General features: G+C 72.8%; 15 protein-coding genes and 1 other RNA gene. 3 read left to right on the top strand and 13 right to left on the bottom strand.

All coding sequences use genetic code 11. The features are described from left to right. Positions 1–13: 13 nt before the first annotated feature. The 4 genes from ACIODU_RS11905 to ACIODU_RS11890 form a co-directional block, all read right to left on the bottom strand. Entirely contained in the window at positions 14–1,276 is a 1,263-nt protein-coding gene (locus ACIODU_RS11905) for an acyltransferase (RefSeq protein ID WP_401766805.1), read from the bottom strand. Then, entirely contained in the window at positions 1,273–3,399 is a 2,127-nt protein-coding gene (locus tag ACIODU_RS11900; protein ID WP_401767335.1) for a bifunctional polysaccharide deacetylase/glycosyltransferase family 2 protein, read from the bottom strand. Before ACIODU_RS11900 ends, ACIODU_RS11905 begins: the two co-directional genes overlap by 4 nt. A gap of 204 nt (positions 3,400–3,603) precedes the next feature. After that, complete coding sequence (locus tag ACIODU_RS11895; RefSeq protein ID WP_401766802.1) at positions 3,604–4,230, bottom strand: hypothetical protein; 627 nt, start codon at positions 4,228–4,230, stop codon at positions 3,604–3,606. Positions 4,231–4,570: 340 nt separating this feature from the next. After that, a complete protein-coding gene (locus tag ACIODU_RS11890) occupies positions 4,571–5,518 on the bottom strand; it encodes a LysR family transcriptional regulator (RefSeq protein ID WP_401766799.1) in 948 nt (315 codons plus the stop codon). Positions 5,519–5,602: 84 nt separating this feature from the next. Here ACIODU_RS11890 and ACIODU_RS11885 point away from each other — a divergent pair, with 84 nt between their 5' ends. Beyond that, positions 5,603–6,865, top strand: a complete 1,263-nt coding sequence (locus tag ACIODU_RS11885; RefSeq protein ID WP_401766796.1) for an MFS transporter — start codon at positions 5,603–5,605, stop codon at positions 6,863–6,865. A 47-nt stretch (positions 6,866–6,912) separates the two neighbouring features. Here the strand turns inward: ACIODU_RS11885 and ssrA are convergent. The 5 genes from ssrA to ftsE all read right to left on the bottom strand — a co-directional run bounded on the left by ssrA (position 6,913) and on the right by ftsE (position 10,856). After that, positions 6,913–7,299, bottom strand: a transfer-messenger RNA (tmRNA) gene (ssrA, locus tag ACIODU_RS11880). 122 nt (positions 7,300–7,421) lie between these two features. Continuing rightward, the gene (smpB, locus tag ACIODU_RS11875; protein WP_356428814.1) at positions 7,422–7,901 is read right to left on the bottom strand and encodes an SsrA-binding protein SmpB; all 480 of its coding nucleotides are present in this window, start codon (positions 7,899–7,901) and stop codon (positions 7,422–7,424) included. Positions 7,902–7,936: 35 nt separating this feature from the next. Continuing rightward, positions 7,937–9,106, bottom strand: a complete 1,170-nt coding sequence (locus tag ACIODU_RS11870; RefSeq protein ID WP_401766793.1) for a S41 family peptidase — start codon at positions 9,104–9,106, stop codon at positions 7,937–7,939. A gap of 67 nt (positions 9,107–9,173) precedes the next feature. After that, complete coding sequence (gene ftsX, locus ACIODU_RS11865; RefSeq protein WP_161311573.1) at positions 9,174–10,094, bottom strand: permease-like cell division protein FtsX; 921 nt, start codon at positions 10,092–10,094, stop codon at positions 9,174–9,176. 72 nt (positions 10,095–10,166) lie between these two features. Beyond that, positions 10,167–10,856, bottom strand: coding sequence for a cell division ATP-binding protein FtsE (gene ftsE / locus ACIODU_RS11860; RefSeq protein WP_356428820.1), 690 nt, complete (start codon positions 10,854–10,856; stop codon positions 10,167–10,169). 271 nt (positions 10,857–11,127) lie between these two features. Between ftsE and ACIODU_RS11855 the strand changes: the two genes are divergently transcribed. Then, a complete protein-coding gene (locus ACIODU_RS11855) occupies positions 11,128–11,322 on the top strand; it encodes a hypothetical protein (RefSeq protein WP_356428823.1) in 195 nt (64 codons plus the stop codon). Between the two features lie 102 nt (positions 11,323–11,424). Here ACIODU_RS11855 and ACIODU_RS11850 read toward each other — a convergent pair whose 3' ends face one another. From ACIODU_RS11850 to ACIODU_RS11835, 4 genes are all read right to left on the bottom strand, one after another. After that, entirely contained in the window at positions 11,425–12,075 is a 651-nt protein-coding gene (locus ACIODU_RS11850; RefSeq protein WP_401766788.1) for a hypothetical protein, read from the bottom strand. 269 nt (positions 12,076–12,344) lie between these two features. Next, positions 12,345–13,451 (bottom strand): peptide chain release factor 2, encoded by a 1,107-nt coding sequence (gene prfB, locus ACIODU_RS11845; RefSeq protein ID WP_161309355.1) that lies wholly within the window; start codon positions 13,449–13,451, stop codon positions 12,345–12,347. A 67-nt stretch (positions 13,452–13,518) separates the two neighbouring features. Beyond that, positions 13,519–14,751, bottom strand: coding sequence for a serine/threonine-protein kinase (locus tag ACIODU_RS11840; RefSeq protein ID WP_356428829.1), 1,233 nt, complete (start codon positions 14,749–14,751; stop codon positions 13,519–13,521). A gap of 145 nt (positions 14,752–14,896) precedes the next feature. Continuing rightward, the gene (locus tag ACIODU_RS11835) at positions 14,897–16,582 is read right to left on the bottom strand and encodes a serine/threonine-protein kinase (RefSeq protein WP_401766784.1); all 1,686 of its coding nucleotides are present in this window, start codon (positions 16,580–16,582) and stop codon (positions 14,897–14,899) included. A 494-nt stretch (positions 16,583–17,076) separates the two neighbouring features. On the opposite strand from ACIODU_RS11835, the gene ACIODU_RS11830 reads away from it, so the two are divergent. Beyond that, positions 17,077–20,655, top strand: coding sequence for an FtsK/SpoIIIE domain-containing protein (locus tag ACIODU_RS11830; protein ID WP_401766781.1), 3,579 nt, complete (start codon positions 17,077–17,079; stop codon positions 20,653–20,655). Positions 20,656–20,745: the final 90 nt, after the last annotated feature.

The following is a 20,745-nucleotide window of genomic DNA, read 5'->3' as shown; positions in this document are numbered from 1 at the left end:
TCCCGTACCGGAATCAGGCCGGCCAGAGCCGTGGCCGGCGTCGCGCCGCCGCGTCCTCCACCCAGCCCACCGCCAGGATCATGAGGGCGATCAGCGGCCAGACCAGGATCAGGGTCAGCAGCCCGTACGAGGCGTCCAGTTCGGCCGAGAACGCGTCGATGCCCGGGATGTTCCAGAGCTGGTCGATCATCGGGACCGTCGCCATGATCAGCAGGTTGTGCCAGAGGTAGATCGTCACGGCACGGTTGTTGGCCAGGGTGACCAGCGGGTCGAACCGGGCCAGCCTGCCGGGGAGTTCGCGCCAGGACGGGGCGTACTGGAGCAGGATCGCCACGAACCCGAGCGACCAGGTCGCCTCGGTGAGCGGCATCTCGTCGAGGTTCCACCCCTCGGGTCCCGGATGGCCCGAGGCCCACCACAGGCCGAAGGCCATCAGCAGCCCGGCCACCGAGACGGTCAGATAGCGCGGGATCCTCCGGAACAGCCCGTCCTGGTGGGCGAATCCGAGCACCCAGCAGGCGCCGTACACCGCGAAGTCGGTCACCGCGAGGCCGGTCTCGCCGGGGATCGTCAGCAGGCCCGTCTCGAGCGCGGCGGTGAGGAGGAGCGGGAACGCCAGCGCCGCCCACGGCACCTTGCGGAACGCCCACAGCAGCAGGGGGGACGCGAGGACGAACCACACGTACGCGCGGATGTACCAGAGCGGTCCCACCGCCTGCTCCGCCCAGGTCTCCTCCAGCCAGCCGCTCGCCGACCCGCTCACGTACGGGTAGGGCGGGGCGCCCAGCGGCAGGAGGTAGTTGCCCAGCTTCGCCAGGCCCCACATCCCCTCCTCCCGCGCCGGGTCCCAGCCCAGCAGGAAGATCACCGGTACAACCACCGCGGCGAACGCCCACATCGGCGGCAGCAGCCGGCGCAGCCGCCCGCAGATCACGCTCCACGGGGTACGCCGGGCGAGCGAGCGGGCCATCAGCGACCCGGCCAGCGCGAACATCACCCCCATCGAGGGAAAGACGATCGTCAGCCAGGCCCACCCGAAGATGTGGAAGACCACCACGCGGACCAGCGCGACCGCGCGCAGCAGATCGAGGTAGCGGTCCCGGCCGGTGACGGCCTTCGCGTCACCGGTCCGCGCGGCACCGGCCCTTCCCGCACCGGCCGGTGGCGCCGCCCTGTGCCGCGCCCGGGGTACGGCTCCGGTGTCCGCCGAAGGAACGCTCACGCCACCGGCCGCCGAAGGAACGCTCGTGCCACCGCCCGCCGAAGGAACGCTCATGCCACCGGCCTCCGCTCACCGCTGGGCCCGCGCGGGGCCGGCACCGAGCCCGGGGCCTCCACCACGCCCGTACGGCGCAGCTTCTGCCAGCGCAGCCGCCCTCCGGTGAGCGCGGTGATCCAGGACTGGAGCAGCACGACGTACATGAGCTGCCGGTAGAGGATCTGCTGGAGCGGCAGGGAGATGAGGTGGGTCATCCGCTCCCGGTCGAGCCGGAAGGCGTACGCGGCGCAGACCGCCTGCACGAGCAGGACGCCGAGCCACGCCACGATCGTCTTCTGGGTCGGGCCGAAGACCAGGCCGTACAGCAGGAACACGTCGATCAGCGGCGCGAGCAGCGGCGCCAGCACCATGAAGAGGGAGACCAGCGGCAGGCCGACCCGGCCGAAGCGGCCGGAGGGGCCGCGTTCGACCAGGGCCCCGCGGTGCTTCCAGATCGCCTGCATCGTGCCGTAGCTCCAGCGGTAGCGCTGGGACCACAACTGCTGGACGGACTCGGGCGCTTCGGTCCAGGCACGGGCCCGCTCGGCGTACACGACACGCCAGCCGTCGCGGTGCAGGGCCATGGTGATGTCGGTGTCCTCGGCGAGGGTGTCGTCGCTCATCCCGCCGACCCGCCCCAGGGCCTGGCGGCGGAACGCGCCGACCGCGCCCGGGATGGTGGGCATGCAGCGGAGCACGTCGTACATCCGCCGGTCCAGGTTGAAGCCCATCACGTACTCGATGTGCTGCCAGGCCCCGATGAGGGTGTCGCGGTTGCCGACCTTGGCGTTGCCCGCCACGGCCCCGACGCGCGGATCGCCGAACGGCTGCACCAGCTCGCCCACGGTGGACGGCTCGAAGACGGTGTCGCCGTCCATCATCACGATGATGTCGTGGCGGGCGTGCGCGATGCCGTTGTTGAGCGCGGCCGGTTTGCCGGCGTTCTCCTGCCGTACGACCTGGACGTTGGGCAGCCACATCGCCTCGACGATGTCGGCCGTCCCGTCGGTGGAGCCGTCGTCGATCACGACGACCTCGATGGGGTGGCCGCTCTCCATCAGGGAGCGGACGGTGTTGGCGATGCACTCGCGTTCGTTGTACGCCGGGACGAGCACGCTCACCGGTTCGGTGACCGGGTCGCCCCAGCGGAAGCCGGGGCGGCGGACCTTGCGCGCGTGGGCGAAGGACAGCGCCAGCATCAGGCCGAAGCGGAGGAGGACGAGGACGCCGATCACGGCCAGGCCGACGACCAGGACGTCGGTGACGCTGTCCGAGAGGGCGACCGCGGCGACCCAGGCCTTGCCCTTCCACAGGTCGGCGCCGGTGACCGGGGTGAGGGCGCTGGGCGCGCCGAGCGCCTCGGTGAGATTGACGAAGCGGAAGCCGCGCTCCTGCATCGCGGGCAGATAGCGGCCGAGGGCCTCGACGGTCTGCGAGCGGTCGCCGCCGGAGTCGTGCATCAGCACGACCGAGCCCTGGCGGCCCTTCGGGGTGGCCCACTGCACGATCCGGTCGGCGCCGGGCCGTTTCCAGTCCTCGCTGTCGACGCTGTCGAGGACGGTGATGTAGCCGAGGCTGCCGATGTACCGCGTGACCGGCCAGGACTTGTTGTCCATGGCGTCGGCGAACGAGGAGTACGGGGGCCGGAAGAGCGAGGTCCTGACACCGGCGGCGCCCGCGAGCGCCAACTGGTTCTGGGTCAGCTCCCAGTTGGTCCTGGTCCTGGTCTGGTACGAGAGGTCGGGGTGGCTGAAGGTGTGCAGGCCGACCTCGTGGCCCTCGTCCACCATCCGCTTCACCAGGGCCGGGTAGCGCGAGGCCATCGTGCCCGTCACGAAGAAGACGGCGTGGGCGTGGAACTTCTTCAGCTCGTCCAGGACCTTGGGGGTCCACCGGGGGTCGGGTCCGTCGTCGAACGTCAGGACCAGCCGGCCGTCCGGGATGCTCAGCGACTTCGCGGGGGCGGCGGCGGAGCGCGCGTCGATGACGGGGCCGCCGTCGAGGATCCGGTCGGGCACCTGGTCGGTGGCGGCCGGGGGGCGGACGCGGTGGTCGGCGAGTATCTCGCTGTGGACGTAGCCGCGGAGCATGAGCATCGCGAGCATGGCGACGAGGACGAGCGAGGGCAGCAGGTAGCGCATGGGCAGTCTGCGGCGGGCGGCTCGATCGGCGCGGGCGGCGCGGGCGGTTCGGTTCTTGCGGGAGGTACGGCCCTGAGGGGCGCCGCCGTCGTGGCGTGGGGCGCCCTCGTGGCGGGCGGCGCCGTCGTGGCGGGCCCGTCTGCCGGAGGTTCCGCGGCCGTGGGCGGCGGCGCCGTCGGGTGCGCGTCTGCGGGAGGAAGACATCTAGCGTGCCCCTTCCGCGGCCAGTTGCTGGGCGCCCGCCTGGTCCGGCGGCGGATCGGCCGGTGAGGTGGTCGGGTCGACGGGCGGCGGGCTGGAGTCCGGGGAGGCCGGGGGCGACTCGCCACCGCTCCCTCCGGCGGCGGTCCCGGGGTCGTCGACCGGGGGGCCGCCGGGCACGGACGGGGCGCCGGTGCCCGGATCCGTACCGCCCGCGCCTCCCGCCGCTCCCGCTGCCGCTCCCCCGGCCGTTCCCGCGCCGCCGGCCGGCGGCTTCACCGTGGCTCCGGGCTTCGACACACCGGGGACGGGCGTGCCCGTGGCGCTGGGCGGGACGCTGCCCGAAGGGCGGGGAACGACCACGCCGTTGGAGTCCGTCGCCGTGGGCAGGACGGCGGGATCGCCCGGCGCTCGGGGGCCGGATTCCGTCGCTTTCGGGACTGGCTTGTTTTCGACCGTGTCGGGTTTCTTTTTGTCCGCGAGGCCGGGTATTTGCAGCCACGGCGCGCTGGAGCTGCCGCCTATGACGGCGGCGCCCAGCATCACCGCGTAACAGGCGCAGGCGATCGCCACGACCCAGCCGGCCCGCCGGAACTTCCTGCCCCGCCGGCCGCTGGCGTCGACGAACACCGGGCCGTCGGAACCGTCTCCCTGACCCTCCCGCGCGGGACCCGACTCCTGCGCGGGGTGAGCACCGACGGACAGCTCCGAGAGCTGCCGACCAGGGCCATCCCGTTCGATAGTGACATCAATCGGCTCACGCGATTGCCCGGTTCGGGCGTCATCTCGCCATTTTTCCACTACTGCGCACATCCCCCACTGACTGTCTTGGGTGCGCGATCGACTGGTCGGGCAGGCCGTCGGTCCAGGCCCCCACCTGAACCGGAATGCCCCCTACCCCACCGCACCCGGACGATGAATGTAGCGCAAGGAGGTGTCGCCCGTACCTCGGCTTGACGGACACCATGCATCAATGCTGTGACGGGCGCGGAACCCAACTCGTGGGTAACACTTCAAGCCACCTTCCCGCGCTGCCGAGTTCGGCCGCGGCGGCCCGCACAGCGTTCACACCGGCGTGTTTCAGCCCCTCCCGCCACACCAGAAACACGGGTGACAGGGGTACGGGCGCCACGAGCGGCCGCAGCACCGCACCGGGCATCTCCGGCGCGTCCACCACGGTGAGGACGGGGGTGCGGTGTTTGGCCATGATCCGCCGGAACTCCTCCCGCCCGACGGCCATCGGCGCCGCTTCCGCGACCGCGATGGACCGCCCCGCGAAGAGCTGCCGGGCCAGTTCGGTCCACTCCAACGTCCGCGGGTTGCCGGCCCCGGCGTACACGCGCTCCCCGGCGAGCGCGGCGAGCGGCACCTCCGCGCGGTCGGCCAGGGGATGGTCGTACGGCAGCAGGACGGCCATCGGCTCGTACCGCACCAGCTGAGACCGCAACCCGGTGCGCAGCGCGGGAGCGAGCCCGTCGGCGTACCCGAAGGACACGTCGAGCCGTCCGGCGCGCATCTCCTCGGCGGCACCGGTCAGACCGCTCTCGAACCGCGCCATCAGCTCACAGTCCGGCGCGAGTTCACGGGCGCGCGCCAGCACCCGCCCGGAGGTCAGCCCCTCGGAGTTGAGGTCCACGAGCAACGGCCGCGCCGCCTCGGCACAGGCGGCGAGCAGGTCGTCCTGCGCCGCCAACACCCGCCGGGCGTACGGCAGAAGCCGCTCGCCGTCCCCGGTGAGCGCCACCCGCCGGCTGGTCCTGGTGAAGAGTTCGGCGCCCAACTCCCGCTCCAGCCGCCGGATGTCCCGGCTGAGGGCCTGCTGCGCGACGTACAACCGCGCGGCGGCGCGGGTGAAGTGCAGTTCCTCGGCGGCGGCGACAAAGGCGCGGAGGAGCCGGGGTTCGAGGTCTCGGGACATCCGCCGCATTCAACAACACAGGTGCGTGAATGGCCACCGATCAGGTGTTGGACCGCGCGCCGCACCGGCCGTGAGGGTGGGGCCATGCCTTCCCTCACCGGCCGTCCGCCCGAAACCCCTGAGCACGTACCGGCGTACCGGCGCCCGGCCCGGCCGCGCGTGAATCCGTACGCCCGCCTCTTCGCGCCCCCGGGCGCCCGCGCCTTCACCGCCGGATCGCTGCTCGCCCGGCTCCCGGCGGGGATGTTCACCGTGAGCGCGGTGATCATGATCGCCGGGCAGCGCGGTTCGTACGCGCTCGCCGGGGCCGTCACCGCCACCGGTCTCGCCGTCACCGCCCTGGTCGCCCCCGGGGTGGCCCGTCTGATCGACCGGCACGGACAGGCCCGTATCGCCGTCCCCGCCGCCGCGCTGGCCGTCCTCGGCTCACTCGCCCTGGTGCTCTGCGTCCGTCACCGCGCGCCGGACTGGACGCTCTTCGCCGCGTACGCCGCGACCGCCACCACCCCTAACACCGGTGGGATGTCCCGCGCGCGCTGGGTCCGTCTGTTCCGGGCCGACACCCCGGAGGACCGGGCGGCCCGGCACACCGCCCGCTCGTTCGAACAGGCCGCCGACGAGCTGTGTTTCATGCTGGGACCGGTCCTGGCCGCCGTCCTCTGCTCGGCGGTCTTCCCGGAGGCGGGCACGCTGACCGGCGCGGTCCTCCTGTTGACCGGCATCCTGGTCTTCGCGGGGCAGCGGTCCACCGAACCGCCGGCCTCCGGGGGTACGGGAGCGGCCCGCGCCCCGCTCCGCTCCCCCGCGCTGACCGCGCTGCTCGCCGTCCTCCTCGCCACCGGCGCGGTCTTCGGCGCGACCGAGGTCGTGACCCTCGCCCACACGGACGACGGCGGCCGTCCCGCCTGGGCGGGCGGCGCCGTGCTGGCGCTCCAGGCCGGCGGGTCGTGCGTCGCCGGCCTCCTGCTGGGCCTGCTCCCGCCCCCGCGCCGGGCCGCCCGCCGGCTGGTGTTCTGCCTCGCCGCGATGAGCGCGCTGCTGACCGTCCCGCTGCTCGCGGCGGTGTCGGGTTCACTGCCGTTGCTGGCCGGGAGCCTCCTGCTGGCGGGTGCGGCGACGGCCCCGACGATGGTGACGGCGATGGGACTGGTCCAGGACCTCTCCCCGGCCGGGCGGCTGAACGAGGGCATGACCCTGGCCGTCACCGCCCTCCTCGGCGGCATCGCGGCCGGCTCGGCGGTGGGCGGCTGGACGGCGGAGCACCTGGGCCCGGCGCTCGGGTACGCCGTCCCGCCCGCCGCCGCGCTCGTCGCGCTGCTGGTCGCGGCGTCGTCCGGACACGACTGAGGCCCCGCTGCCTCGGGGGCAGCGGGGCCTCGGCCTCACATGGGGTGTTGTGGAGATGGCGGGAATCGAACCCGCGTCCAACGGTGCAGAACCAGGGCTTCTCCGAGCGCAGTCCGTTACGTTTTTCTCGGCCCCGGAGATCACACGGACAAGTCTCCGACGGGCTCAGTCACTGTTTGATTTCCTTCCAGGTCCCGTGACCGGACCCAGAAGTTTAGTTCCCTAGTTGATGCCAGGATCCGGGTCGGGAACAGCCCCGGGCTGACACTCCGCGGAGTCTTCGCTAGCTGCTAATTAGGCAGCGAGAGCGAAGGCGGAGGAATCGCGCTTAGAAGTGGCGATTATTGTTTGCGACATATGGTTTACGAGATCATTGCCGCTTCCTCGGCTCGCTTCACCTGCTTCGACATCCGCTGTCGAAACCGATCATCCCCATGTTGTTTTTTCAAACTGCTTCCTGCGTGCACCCTCGATGGAGTGCACGGCCCATCCTACGTGATCAACCGACCACGGTCCACGCGTATTCCCCGCGCGGTGCGCACGGCCGCCGGGCCGGTCAGGCCCGCTGCTTGCGCCGGACCGCCGCGATCGCGCGGTTCGTCTCCCGCAGGTCCTGCTTCTCCCGCAGCGTCTGACGCTTGTCGTACTCCTTCTTGCCCTTCGCCAGCGCGATCTCGATCTTCGCCCGGCCGTCCTTGAAGTACATGGCCAGCGGCACGATCGTGTGCCCCGACTCGCTCGACTTGGAGTCCAGCTTGTCGATCTCCAGCCGGTGCATCAGGAGCTTCCGCTTCCGCCGGGCGCTGTGGTTGGTCCACGTCCCCTGCGTGTACTCCGGTACGTGCACGTTGTGCAGCCAGGCCTCGCCGCCGTCGATCTGGACGAAGCCGTCCGTCAGCGACGCCCGCCCCTGGCGCAGGGACTTCACCTCGGTGCCGGTCAGCACCAGACCGCACTCGTACGTGTCGATAATGAGGTAGTCGTGCCGCGCCTTCTTGTTCTGCGCGATCAGCTTGCGCCCTGTTTCCTTAGCCATAGTCCTTCCATTTTCGCACCTGGACGCGGTTTTCCTTAACCATTTCCGCCGAGGCCGCTGAGCACCGTCCGCGCCCGGTCCTGTGCCCGCTCGCTCACCTGCACGTCCGGGGTGATGCCCCGGCCGTCGACCCCGTGGCCGGCCGGCGTGCGGTAGTGCCCGACGGTCAGCTCCGCGACGGAGCCGTCCGGCAGCTTGCTCGGCATCTGCACCGAGCCCTTCCCGAACGTACGCGCCCCGACCGTGATGGACCGGCCCCGGTCCTGGAGGGCGCCCGTCACCAGCTCGGCCGCGCTCATCGTGCCGCTGTCCACCAGCACCACCAGGGGCCGGGTCGTGTCGCCCCCCGGGTCAGCGTTCAACACCCGCTGCTCCCCGTTTATGTCGTACGTGGCGACCAGGCCGCCGTCCAGGAACGCGGAGGCGGCCGTGACGGCCTCGGAGACCAGCCCGCCGCCGTTGCCCCGCAGGTCCAGGAGGACGCCGGCGTCGCCGGGGGCGTCCAGCACCGCGTCCCGTACCCGCGCGCCCGTGCCCTTCGTGAACGCCTCGACCCTGATCAGCCGGGCACCGCCCGGGAGCGTGCCGACCGTGACCGGTTCGGTGGTCAGCTCGGCCCGCCGCAGCGTCCGCGTCCAGCGGTGGCCGTCCCGCTCCAGGCCCAGCACCACGGAGGAACCGGCCGGCGCGCTCCTCGTGTCGCCGCGCAGCAGCGCCATGACCTCCGTCACGGGCCGCTTCGCGACGGACGCGCCGTCGACGGTCCGTACGGTGTCCCCGGCCCTGATGCCGGCCCGGGCGGCGGGCGCTCCGGGCTGGACGCGGGTCACCTCGATCAGACCGCCCGCGGCGCCGCGGGCCGCGAGCCCGACGCCGGTGTACCGGCCGTCGAGGCCCTGTTCAAACTCTTCGTACTCACTCTTGTCGTACACCGCGCCCCAGCGGTCGCCGCTGCGGCTGACGACCTCCTCGGCCGCTTCCGTGGCCGACTTGCCGTCCGCCATGGCCTCGGCGGCGGCGCGGGCGACATCGTCGCCGTGGACCGTGGAGGAGGCGGCGCGCAGCGGCAGGACCGGCGATTTCTCGTCGCTGCGCGGCAGGGAGTTCGTGGCCGCGGCCGTGGCCAGCACGCTGGCGAATACGAAGGTCAGGGCCGCGCCGCGGCGGACGCCGCGGGATCTTTGAGGCAACTCGGAGCCCGACATGGCGTTGAGTCTAGGACAACGCCCCCCGGCGGACGGGCCCTTGGCGACACGACGCCAAGGGCACTTGTCACACCCTGAGGTACTTGCGCAACGCGATGAAAGCGGCCAGAGCGGGCATCAGCAGCGCGATCGCCAGCACCAGCGGGAGCTTGGTGAGCACCGCGTCCCAGCCGATGAAGTTGACGAGTTCCATCTTGTGCGACAGATCCAGACCATGATCGATCAGGAAGTAGCGCCCGAGGAGCAACATCGCGCACGCGACGACACCACCGAGCAGCCCGGCGAAGGCGGCCTCCATGATGAACGGCATCTGGATGTAGAAGCTGGACGCGCCCACCAGGCGCATGATCCCGGTCTCACGCCGTCGGCTGAACGCAGAAACGCGCACGGTGTTGACGATCAGCATGATCGCGATGACGAGCATCAGCGCCATGACGAAGAGCGCGGCGACGTTCATGCCCTGCATCAGCCCGAACAGGTTCTGGAGGATGTCGCGCTGGTCCTGGACGGACTGGACCCCGTCCCGTCCCGCGAAGGCGGTCGCCACCACCTTGTACTTCTCGGGGTCCTTGAGCTTGACGCGGAACGATTCCGGCATCTGGTCCGGGGTGATCGTGGCGGCGAGCGGCGAATCCCCGTACTGCTCCTTGTAGTGCTTGTACGCTTCGTCGGCGTTCTCGTAGTGAACGGTCTCGACGATCGTCGTCATCTTCTTCAGATCGCCCTCGATCTGCTTCCGCTGCTCCGTCGTGACCGCGCCCTTGGTGCACTGCGGCGACGTCGTCACATCTCCCTTGTTGCAGAGGAAGATGGAGACGTTGACCTTGTCGTACCAGTAGTCCTTCATCGTGCTGACCTGATCGCGCATGAGCAGCGCGCCGCCGAACAGGGCGAGCGAGAGGGCCACGGAGATGATGACGGCGAAGGTCATCGTGAGATTGCGGCGGAGGCCGACGCCGATCTCCGACAGGACGAACTGGGCGCGCATGGCGTCCTTTCAGCTTTCGGTGCTCAATGCGGTCGTGCTCACTGCCCCGTACGTACGCGACGCGGGCGGTGCTCAGTGCTGGTAGCCGTAGACGCCGCGCACCTGGTCGCGCACCAGGCGGCCCTGGTCGAGTTCCAGCACACGCTTGCGCATCTGGTCGACGATGTTCTGGTCGTGCGTCGCCATCAGCACGGTCGTACCGGTGCGGTTGATGCGGTCCAGCAGCTTCATGATGCCCACGGAGGTCTGCGGGTCGAGGTTACCGGTCGGCTCGTCCGCGATCAGCAGCATGGGGCGGTTCACGAAGGCGCGCGCGATGGCGACGCGCTGCTGCTCACCACCGGAGAGCTCACCGGGCATCCGGTCCTCCTTGCCGCCGAGTCCGACCAGGTCGAGGACCTGCGGGACGGACTTGCGGGTCTCGCCGCGGGACTTGCCGATGACCTCCTGCGCGAACGCGACGTTCTGCGCGACGGTCTTGTTCGGCAGCAGCCGGAAGTCCTGGAAGACCGTGCCCAGCTGGCGGCGCATCTGGGGCACCTTCCAGTTGGACAGGCGCGCCAGGTCCTTGCCGAGGACGTGGACCATGCCGGTGCTGGTGCGCTCCTCGCGGAGGATCAGTCTCAGGAAGGTCGACTTGCCGGAACCGGACGAGCCGACGAGGAAGACGAACTCCCCCTTCTCGATGTCGAGCGAGACATCACGCAGCGCGGGACGGGTCTGCCTCGGGTAGGTCTTGGAGACGTTGTCGAATCGAATCACGAGATACACCACGGTCGGCCGGGAGCAGGTGTGCGTGACCTTACGCGAACCGGACTGGCGCGCGCAGTCCGCTGCGGAGGTTGGGGCGGGCTTGGGCGATTTATCACGGATGCACGGCGTCCGCCAGTGGGAGCGGTCACACCGGGAACCGGCCGGGCGCGCCGAAACGTCCGGGAACTGGCACAGTGGTAAGGGGAACAGTCGCGATTCCCCGAGCGTTGAGGGGGGAGACACTGGCTGCGGCTCCGCCGCGCGGTGAGGAGGAATGCGCATGACCTACGACAGATTGGTGTGCGCCAACTGCGCGGGACCCGTCAGTGAGGGCAGATGCCGCGTCTGCCGGGCGAACCGGGAGCGCCTCCAGCAGGAGGGCCCGTTCGGCGGCCTGAGCCCGGCGGCCCTGTTGACGATGATCGTGGTGCTGCTCGCCGCCGTGGCCTTCGTGGCGGTGCAGCAGACCGCGTAGCGCGCGGCGCGAACGGGTGCGTACGTACAAGGAAGGGCCCGGACACCGTGCACGGTGTCCGGGCCCTTCCGTATGCGGGTGCCGACGTCAGGGACGACGTCCTCAGACGGCGGTACGTCCGCCGGCCACCAGACGCGGCAGCATCCGGAACCCGATGCCCCCGGCGATCATGGTCGCGGCGCCGATCAGCAGGAACGTGGTCTCGAAGGCACCGGTCTCGGCCAGCTCCTCCTTGGCCTCACCCTGCTGCACCGGCTGCGAGCCGAGGCTGTCGGTGTCGGTGCCGCTGCCACCGGTCGTGCCGGCGGAGCCGCCGGTCCCGGCACCGCCGGTGCCGCCGCCCGTGCCGTTGCCGCCGGACTCGGTCGGTCCCGTGGTCGGCTCGTCGGTCGGCTCGTCGGTCGGCTCCTCGCCCGGCGGGTCCACCGGCGGCTTGGTGGACGGCGGGTCAACCGGCGGCTTGGTCGACGGCGGGTCCACGGGCGGCGGCGGCGTGGTCGACGGCGGGTCCACCGGAGGCGGCGGCGTCGTGGTGGGCGGGTCCACCGGCGGCGGCGGTGTGGTGGTGGGCGGGTCCACCGGCGGGGTGGGGATCTGGGTGGGCGGGTCGTCGTTACCGATACCGAGGCCCGCGTCGACGGTCACGCCGGCTCCGGCGGCCTGGGCGACGCCCGCGACGGTCAGCGACGCGCCGGCGGCGATCACCGCGCCCGCCACGATCCGTGCCACGCGAACGCGTGTCTTCTTGGTCATCTGCTTGCTACCCCCAGTAGCTGATCGTTGAGGTGCAGCGTCCGGGGCGGCGGCCGCGCGGGGGGTGCTTCTGGTCCGCCCCCGGTCACACGCGCCCCAGGAATACGCATGCCACGGGCAGCCTTCCCATTTTCCCCATACGCGTCAAGGCCGTTGCGCGCGCGATGACCGCATTCACGCCAGATGTCCCCGGTGTGGGCACGCAACTGTGACATAAAAGCCAACTGCCGCCCTGGGGGCGGCAGTTGGTGTGTCGACAAAGCGCGTTTCTACCGTTCGCGCTGCTTGCGCCAGCGAATTCCGGCTTCCAGGAAACCGTCGATCTCCCCGTCGAGCACCGCGTGCGGGTTGCCGACCTCGAAGTCCGTCCGCAGGTCCTTGACCATCTGGTACGGGTGCAGGACGTACGAACGCATCTGGTTCCCCCAGGAGTTGCCGCCGTCGCCCTTGAGGGCGTCCATCTCGGCCTGCTCCTCCTGGCGGCGCCGCTCCAGCAGCTTCGCCTGGAGCACGTTCATCGCGCTCGCCTTGTTCTGGATCTGGGACCGCTCGTTCTGGCAGGAGACGACGATGCCCGTCGGTACGTGGGTGATCCGCACCGCCGAGTCGGTGGTGTTGACGCCCTGACCGCCGGGGCCCGAGGCGCGGTACACGTCCACGCGCAGCTCGGACTCGTCGATCTCGACGTGGTCGCTGGACTCCACGACCGGCAGCACCTCGACACCGGCGAACGACGTCTGGCGGCGGCCCTGGTTGTCGAACGGCGAGATACGGACCAGGCGGTGGGTGCCCTGCTCCACGGAGAGCGTGCCGTAGGCGTACGGGACCTTCACCGCGAAGGTGGTCGACTTGATGCCGGCCTCCTCCGCGAAGGACGTCTCGTAGATCTCCGTACCGTAGTTGTGGCGCTCGGCCCAGCGCAGGTACATCCGCTGGAGCTGCTCCGCGAAGTCCGCGGCGTCCACCCCGCCGGCCTCGGCGCGGATGTTGACGAGCGCCTCGCGGGCGTCGTACTGGCCGGAGAGGAGGGTACGTACCTCCATCTCGTCCAGCGCCTTGCGCACCGCCTCCAGCTCGGCCTCGGCCTCGGCGAGCGCGTCGGCGTCGTCCTCGCCCTCGGCGAGCTCGAAGAGGATCTCCAGGTCGTCGATGCGCCCGCGCAGGGTCTCCGTCTTGCGGAGTTCGGCCTGGAGGTGCGAAAGCTTGCTGGTGATCTTCTGCGCGGCCTCCGGGTCGTCCCACAGGGACGGGGCCGCGGCCTGCTCCTCGAGAACAGCGATGTCGGCCCTCAGTTTGTCGAGGTCCAGGACGGCCTCGATCGACCCCATGGTCGAGGAGAGGGACTTCAGCTCTTCGGATACATCGACGACTGCCACGGGTCCAGCGTAACGGCTGAGCGCGCGAACCCTCCCCCCGCGGGCTTCCGGGGTCCCGTCCCCGCGCCTACGGCTCCGGGGACGTGGTCCGCTTGGAATCCTGCGGGGGGCCGTCCCCGCCGCCGCTCGCGGCCAGCCAGCCGCCCACGCCGAGGGCCGCCGCCAGCAGGACCGCCGCCACCGCCAGGGTGATGCGGCGCTTGCGCACGGTCTCCGCCTTGTGCCGGGCCGCGCCCGGCTTGCGCAGGCTCGGCGACCGGGGCGCGCGGGCCGTACCGCGCGCGCCGCCCGCCAGCTCGTCCGGCGCCGGGACGCGCATGCTGGTGTGGGTCTCCCGGTTGGAGTCCGGTACGGCTCCGGGCACGAGCGGGACCGCGCCCCGGCGGCGCGGCTCCTCGGGGGAACCGGGGCGCGGTTCCTCGTACGGCTGCTCCGTCGGCTCGCCGTCCGGCTCGTCCACGTCCAGCGGCGGGATGCCCGCGAGTCCCGGGAGCTGTTCCCGCAGGCGGGCGGCGAGCTCCGAGGCGCGCAGCCGGGAGGCGGGCGCCTTCGCCAGGCACTGGACGAGCAGCTGCCACAGCTCGTCGGGGATGCCGGGCAGCGGCACGACGGTCTCGGTGACGTGCCGGCGCAGGACGGCTCCGGGGTGGCCGCCGCCGAACGGGGTGAAGCCGGCGAGCAGTTCGTACAGGACGGTGGCGAGCGCGTAGATGTCGACGGCCGCGCGCGGCGGGAGTCCTTCGACGATCTCGGGCGCCAGGTAGTCGGGGGTGCCGATGATCCTGGTCGCCTTCGTACGGCGCGGGGTGTCGATCAGCTTGGCGACGCCGAAGTCGGTGAGCAGGGCCGGGTGCGCGCCGCCGGGGCCGAGCGGCCCCTCCATGTCGAGCAGGATGTTCTCCGGCTTGACGTCGCGGTGCACGACCCCGGCCTTGTGGGCGGCCGCGAGCGCGTCGGCGACGTCGGCGACGATCGCGACGGCCGCCTCGGGGGCGAGCCTGCGTTCGCGGTCGAGACGGGTGCGCAGGTCGGTGCCGCGTACCAACTCCATGACCAGGGCGAGGTCGTTGCCGTCCACGACGAGGTCGCGGACGCCGACCACCCGGGGGTGGTCGAGCCCGAGGAGGGCCGTGCGCTCCTGGACGAAGCGCCCGACGAGCTCCTGGTCGGACGCCAGGTCCTCGCGCAACAGCTTGATGGCGACGGGGCCTTCGGGCCCCTCGCCGAGCCACACCGTGCCGGCGCTGCCCCGTCCCAGGATCTGGTGGGCGATGTACCGGCTGCCGATATTCCGTGCCAAGACTGCTCCCTCAGCGGCTGGCGTTGCCCCACAACGTACGCGGCAATCGGGGTGTTCCGTGCCCAGGCCGGGACACGCCCGCACCTCCGTGGGGCGAAAAGTGTGCTTCTGGGGTGTCCCCGGTGCCGTATTGCCCTCGAAAGGGTCACTGCGTGCCGGTCGAATCCGTCAGTCTCGAGAACCAATCCGTCACTTTGGAGATGCCGTCGCCGATCGTCGACAGGAAGCCCTTGCTCGTGCCGATCCAGTCCTGGAGCGGGGTCAGCTCCCAGACCAGCCAGCCGGCGACGAAGAGCACCACGAGGGTGAAGAGGCAGCCCTTGAGGCAGCCGAGGCCCGGGATGCGCATCGGGTTGGCGGTGCGCTGGCGGGGCTGGCGGGGCTCACGCGGCTGCCGGGGGGCCGGTTGCTGGGGAGGCGGCTGCGGCGGCGCGTACTGCTGTTGCTGCGGGGCGTACCGCTGCTGCTGAGGCTGCTGTTGTTGCTGCCGGCGGGACTGCGGCTGCTGCGGCTGCTGGTATCCCTGCGGCGAGGCCTGCCGGTTCGCGGGCGGCGGCTGCTGCTGGCGCGGGGGCTGCGGCCGGTGCGGGCGGCGGCGCAGCGGGTCCTGGCTGGGGTCAAGGTACTGGACCTGGGTCTGTTCGTTGCGGTCCCTGGCGGCCTGGAGCTGGCTCTGCCAGGGGTGCGGGCCGTCCGGTTCCCCCGGGGGTACGGGCGGCATGACCGAGGTCGGGTCGGCGTTCGGCCCCGGCGTGCCGTAGCCCGGTCCGGGGCCGCCGGATCCGCCGGGGCCGCCCGCTCCCGCGTAACCGCCGGAGGGCAGGAAGCTGGTCGCCGCGTTCGGGTCGAAGGTGGCGGCGTTGCTGGGCAGCACCTGGGTCGGGTCCGCCGCGCCCGGCGTGTCCGGGACGGCGGCGGGCGCCGGGTCGGGCGCGAGCAGCGCGCCGACGCCGAGCGCCGCGTCGATCTGGGCGGCGCCGGCGTGCACGCCGACACCGGCGGCGACGACCCGCAGCGCGCGGGCGAGGTTCTCGGCGCTGGGCCGCTGGTCGGGGTTCTTGCGCAGGCAGCGCTCGATGACGGTCCAGAGCGGCTCGGGCACGGTGGAGGGCCGGCGTGGCTCCTCGCTGAGGTGGCGGTGCAGCACCTCCAGGGCGGTCGCCCCGGCGAACGGCGGGTGGCCCGTGACCAGCTCGTACATCAGGATGCCCGCGCCGTAGATGTCGACGGCGGAGGTCTGCGGACGGCCCTCGGCGGACTCCGGCGCGACATAGGCGGGCGTGCCGACGAATTCGTGGGTACGGGTCAGGCCCGGCGAGTCCGCGAGGCGCGCGATGCCGAAGTCGGTGAGCATCGGGTGCATCTGCCCGTGGTCGTCCTTGAGGAGGACGTTGGCGGGCTTGAGGTCGCGGTGGACGACGCCGTCGGCGTGGCTGGCGGCGAGCGCGTCCGCGATCTGGGCGGTGAGCAGGGCGGCGGCGACGGGGCTGAACGGGCCGTTGTCGCGCAGGTAGCGGTGCAGGTCGGGGCCGTCGACCAGGTCCATGACGAGGGCGAGGAGATCGCCCTCCACGACCAGGTCGCGGGTGCGCACGATGTTGGGGTGCGTGAGGCGGAGCAGGACGGAGCGCTCCCGCAGGAACCGCATCACGACGTCCGCGTCGTTGGCCAGCTCCTCCTTGAGGACCTTGATCGCGACGGTCTCGCCGGGCTGGCCGGCGACGGCCGCCTCGGCGCCCGCGGTCTCGCGCTGACGGGCCCGCCAGACGACACCGGTGGCGCCGCGTCCGAGCGGCTCCTCCAGGAGGTACTTGCTGCCTACCGGCCGCACGTCATGGGCTCCCTGCTGCTGGTGTGTCCTCTTGCATGGTCCCGGACCCCCCGGGGTTCCGACCCACTTTAGACCGGCCGAACGGGTCACCGGCCGGTCATCGGCCGGTCCCGTCGCACACACGGTCGCACGCGTGTCGTACGTCTGTCCCGTCCCGACGGGAGACGCGAACCGGAAGGTGATGGTTGCCGAACGGCTGTCCGCCGGGCGCCGGTGATGATCTGGACGGGCTTCGAAGGGGCGCCCAAGCAGGCACTTTTGCACCCACAGCCGACCATTCAAGATCACTTGTCTGCGGTCCCCGGGCGTGTTGTCGGTGGCAGGTGCGAGGATGCCCTCAGCGCGTCGTGTGCCGGGTGGGGACGGCACCGTGCGCGCCGACCTGTACCGGACGACGCGTCCCGTGCGTGGTGGGGGGAATCACAGGGCAGTACCCCTGCCGGGCACCCCGCGCGCAGAGCCGGGGACCCCGCGCAGAAGGGACCGCTGACGCGATGCAGATCCGGCTGACCGTCCTCGCGCCGCGCAGCGGCCACGCCGCGGGGCGCGCGTGCGACGTGCTCGTCACCGCACCCGCCGGGACGGCGCTGGCCGCCGTCGCCTCCGCCCTCGCCACCGCCGTGTCGGGACCCGACGTGTCGGGGACCGTGGTGCTGTACGCGGGTACGGAACGGCTCGACGCGCAGCGCTGCGCCCTCGGGGAGCCGCCGCTGATCGACGGCGCGGTGCTCTCCCTCCAGGTCCCGGGCCAGGACGAGACGCACGGGGTGGCGGAGATGGACGCGCCGGCCCAGCTGCGGGTGGTCGCGGGGCCCGACGCGGGCGGGGTCCATCTGCTGCACGGCGGGCAGATCAGGATCGGCCGGTCCGCCGACGCGGACGTCCCGCTGGACGACCCGGACGTGTCGCGGCTGCACTGCGCGGTGACGGTCGCGGACGACGGCGGGGTGTCGGTCGCGGACCTGGGCTCGACGAACGGGACGACGCTGGAGGGCGCCGAGGTGGGGCCCCGGCCGGTGCGGCTGCCGCCGGGCGCGCTGCTGCGGATCGGCGAGTCGGCGGTCCGGCTGATGACGGGCGGCCTGACGCCCCCGCTGCCGACGACCCCGGACGGGGAGGGCCATCTGCGGGTGGTGCGCCCGGCGGACGGCCTCGACGGTGCTGGCGCCTCGGTCGGCGAGGCCGACGGCAGGTCCGCGGAGACGGGGGCGTACGGCTCCGGGGGGTACGGCTCGGACGGCTCGGGCCTCGGTCCTGCGGGCGTCTCGCCCGGACCGCAGTACGGCGGCCGGCAGTCCGTACCGGGAGCGCGGCAGGGACAGCCCCAGGGGCCGCCGCGGGACGGATCACGGGACGGCGCGTACGGCGACGGCTCGTACCGCGAAGGTTCGTACGGCGAGGGCTCGTACGACGACGAATCCCCGCGCGGCTCCCAGCACGCGCCCGCGCACGCCCCCCAGCCCGGACTGCGGCCCGGGCTCCAGCCCGGCTCCGGCCGGGCCTCCGGGCAGGATCAGCGGTACGGCGCCGGGGACGGGTACGGCACCGGCCAGGACCGGAGCGGGCCCGAGGAGCCGCGCGGCCGGACGGTCCACTCGTACGGAAGCCGGCCCCGCGACCCGGGGGCGCCCGACCCCCGGAGCGCCGTCGACACGCACTACGGCTTCTCGACCTCCGAACGCGGCCCCGACGGCAGGGCCTCCGACAGCCGGCCCTCCGACGGCCGGGACCCGGACGCCGGCACCGGCCCGGGAGGCGCGCACAGCAGGGCGGCCGACAGCGAGCAGCCGTACGCCCCCGCCGACGACGACCACGGAGACGGCCCCCAGTCCCACAGCAGGACCACCGGCAGCCGCCGCCAGGGCACGCCGACCCGTGGCACCCAGCTGCCCGACGCCGCCGCCCGGCGGCGCGGCGGCATAGGAGCGTGGGCCAGGCGCCTGGCCGGGAGCCGCGAGGAGGAGCCCGCCGAGCGCGCCCCCGGCCCCCGGCCCCCGGCCGGCCCGGCGGGCCGCGCGGCGCTCGCGGAGACCTGGCCGGACCCGGCCGAGATCCTGCTGACGGCGCTCGGCCCGGGCCCGAGGCTCTGGGAGCGCGACAACGACCACCCCGAGGCGCTGGTCGTCCGGCTGGGCACGACGGACCCGCGGGCGCCGGACGGCGCGGGGCCGCTGCCGGGCGTGCCGGTGACCCTCGGGCTGCGCGAGGCCGGTTCGCTGGGCCTGGCCGGGCCCCGCGAGCGGCTCACCGGACTGGCCCGCTCGGTCGTCGCCCAGCTCGCCGCGCTGCACTCCCCCGCCGATCTGGAGATCGTCCTGATCAGCACGGACCGGGCGCGCACCCCCGAGCAGCGCCGACAGGAGTGGGGCTGGCTCGGCTGGCTGCCCCAGGTACGCCCCGCGCACGGCCAGGACTGCCGGCTGCTGCTCGCCTACGACCGGGACCAGGCCGCCGCCAGGACCGCCGAGCTGACCCGCAGGCTCGACGCCGGGCCGCTCGGCACGGGCTGGGCCTCGGCCGACCCGGAGTCCGTCGCGCGGGCCGCCGCCGAGCACGAGGGGCCGTACACGGTCGTGGTGGTGGACGGTGATCCCGGTTCCGCGTCGCTGCGCCAGGTGACGGCGCGGCTGGCGAGCGCCGGCGCCGCCGCCGGCATCCATCTGATCTGTCTGGCCGAGACGCCTGCTGCCTCGCCCCTCTCGCCGGTCGCCGCGACCTACGAGACGGCGTGCGCGGCCTCGCTGCCCTTCCGCGAGTGCGGCGCCGTCGGCCTGCTGAGCGGCGATGTGGCCACCGCGCTGCGCCTGTTGCGTACGGCGGTCGGGGAGCCGGCCGGGCACGGCACGGTCGCCGTGGTCGACGCGGTCTCGACGGCCTGGGCCGAGCGCTTCGGCCGGGCGCTGGCGCCGCTGCGTACGGCGGTCGGCGGCGGCCCGGGGCGGCCTGCGGCGGCGCTGCCGTCGTCCGCCAGGCTGCTGGACGAGTTGGGGCTGGCGCGGGCCACCCCGGCGTCCCTGATGGCCCGTTGGGCCTCCGTCGCGGAGGGTACGGCCGACTGCACGGCGGTGCTCGGCGCGGGGCCGCACGGCCCGGTGAGCGTCGATCTGGCCGAGGAGGGCCCGCATCTGCTGATCGAGGGCCCGTCCGGCAGCGGCCGTTCGGAGCTGCTGCGCTCCGTCGCCGCCTCGCTGGCCGCCGCCGACCGGCCCGACCGGCTGGGGCTGCTGCTGGTGGACGGCGCGGGCGGCGAGCGCGGCGAGGGGCTCGGCGCCTGTACGGAACTGCCGCACGTCCTGGAGCTGTTGGTCGCCTCGGAGCCGGTGAGGATGCGGGAGTTCGCCCAGGCGCTGGGGGCCGAGCTGAAACGGCGCGCGGAGCTGCTGGGCCGGCTGGACTTCACCGAGTGGCACAGCAGGCACGAGGTGGCGGAGCGGATGGTCGGGCCGCGTGCGCCGAGCGGCGGCGAGCAGCGCACCCCGCCGAGCGGGACGCTGCGGCTCAGGACGACCTCGGCGCGTACGGAACCGGAGCCGGAACCGCCGTCGCTGCCCCGGCTCGTCGTGCTGGTGGACGACTTCGACGCGCTGGTGGCGCCCGCGCTCGGCAGTCCCGGCCGTCCGGCGGCCGGTTCCGTCGTCCGAGCCCTGGAGGCGGTGGCGCGGGACGGTGAGCGGCTCGGCGTCCACCTGGTCGCGTCGTCCGCCTGTCCGAACCGCACCAGCGACACGGATCTGGCGCAGGGCGCGCGGCTGCGCGTGGTGCTGGACCCGCCGCCCGCGACCCCGTCCCCGGACGACCCGTCGCCGGGCCGGGGCCGCCTCGGCCATCCGGACGGCCGGGTCACCCCGTTCCAGGGCGGCCGGGTGACGGGCCGTATCCCCCGTACGGCGACGCTGCGGCCGACCGTCGTACCGCTGGAGTGGGAGCGCATGGGCGACCCGCCGGCCCGCAGGCCCGTCAGGGAGCTGGGCAACGGGCCGACGGACCTGGCGCTGCTCGCCAGCGCCCTGGACCGCGCGGCCCGCTCCGTCCACGCCGTACCGGTCGCGCCTCTCGCCCCGGCGCATCCCTAGGGCGTGTCCGTAAAGTCGGTCGGTCGTTGGTCCGTTCGTGGTACGACGTCATGAACTGACTGATCAGGCTTGGGATGTCATCGGGCCGTT

The sequence above is a fragment of the Streptomyces sp. NPDC088261 genome, assembly GCF_044740805.1.
In the GTDB taxonomy this organism is placed as follows: Bacteria; Actinomycetota; Actinomycetes; order Streptomycetales; family Streptomycetaceae; genus Streptomyces.
The sequence above is the reverse complement of the archived record's forward strand: the minus strand, read 5'-3'. Positions and strand labels throughout refer to the sequence as shown.

Excerpts from the sequence above, each read along its gene's own strand:
- ACIODU_RS11885 (WP_401766796.1), top strand. The coding sequence starts at position 5,603 with ATGCCTTCCCTCACCGGCCGTCCGCCCGAAACCCCTGAGCACGTACCG.
- ACIODU_RS11900 (WP_401767335.1), bottom strand. The coding sequence starts at position 3,399 with ATGCGCTACCTGCTGCCCTCGCTCGTCCTCGTCGCCATGCTCGCGATG.
- ACIODU_RS11830 (WP_401766781.1), top strand. The coding sequence starts at position 17,077 with ATGCAGATCCGGCTGACCGTCCTCGCGCCGCGCAGCGGCCACGCCGCG.
- ACIODU_RS11870 (WP_401766793.1), bottom strand. The coding sequence starts at position 9,106 with ATGTCGGGCTCCGAGTTGCCTCAAAGATCCCGCGGCGTCCGCCGCGGC.
- smpB (WP_356428814.1), bottom strand. The coding sequence starts at position 7,901 with ATGGCTAAGGAAACAGGGCGCAAGCTGATCGCGCAGAACAAGAAGGCG.
- ACIODU_RS11850 (WP_401766788.1), bottom strand. The coding sequence starts at position 12,075 with ATGACCAAGAAGACACGCGTTCGCGTGGCACGGATCGTGGCGGGCGCG.
- ACIODU_RS11890 (WP_401766799.1), bottom strand. The coding sequence starts at position 5,518 with ATGTCCCGAGACCTCGAACCCCGGCTCCTCCGCGCCTTTGTCGCCGCC.
- ftsX (WP_161311573.1), bottom strand. The coding sequence starts at position 10,094 with ATGCGCGCCCAGTTCGTCCTGTCGGAGATCGGCGTCGGCCTCCGCCGC.
- ACIODU_RS11905 (WP_401766805.1), bottom strand. The coding sequence starts at position 1,276 with ATGAGCGTTCCTTCGGCGGGCGGTGGCACGAGCGTTCCTTCGGCGGCC.
- ACIODU_RS11855 (WP_356428823.1), top strand. The coding sequence starts at position 11,128 with ATGACCTACGACAGATTGGTGTGCGCCAACTGCGCGGGACCCGTCAGT.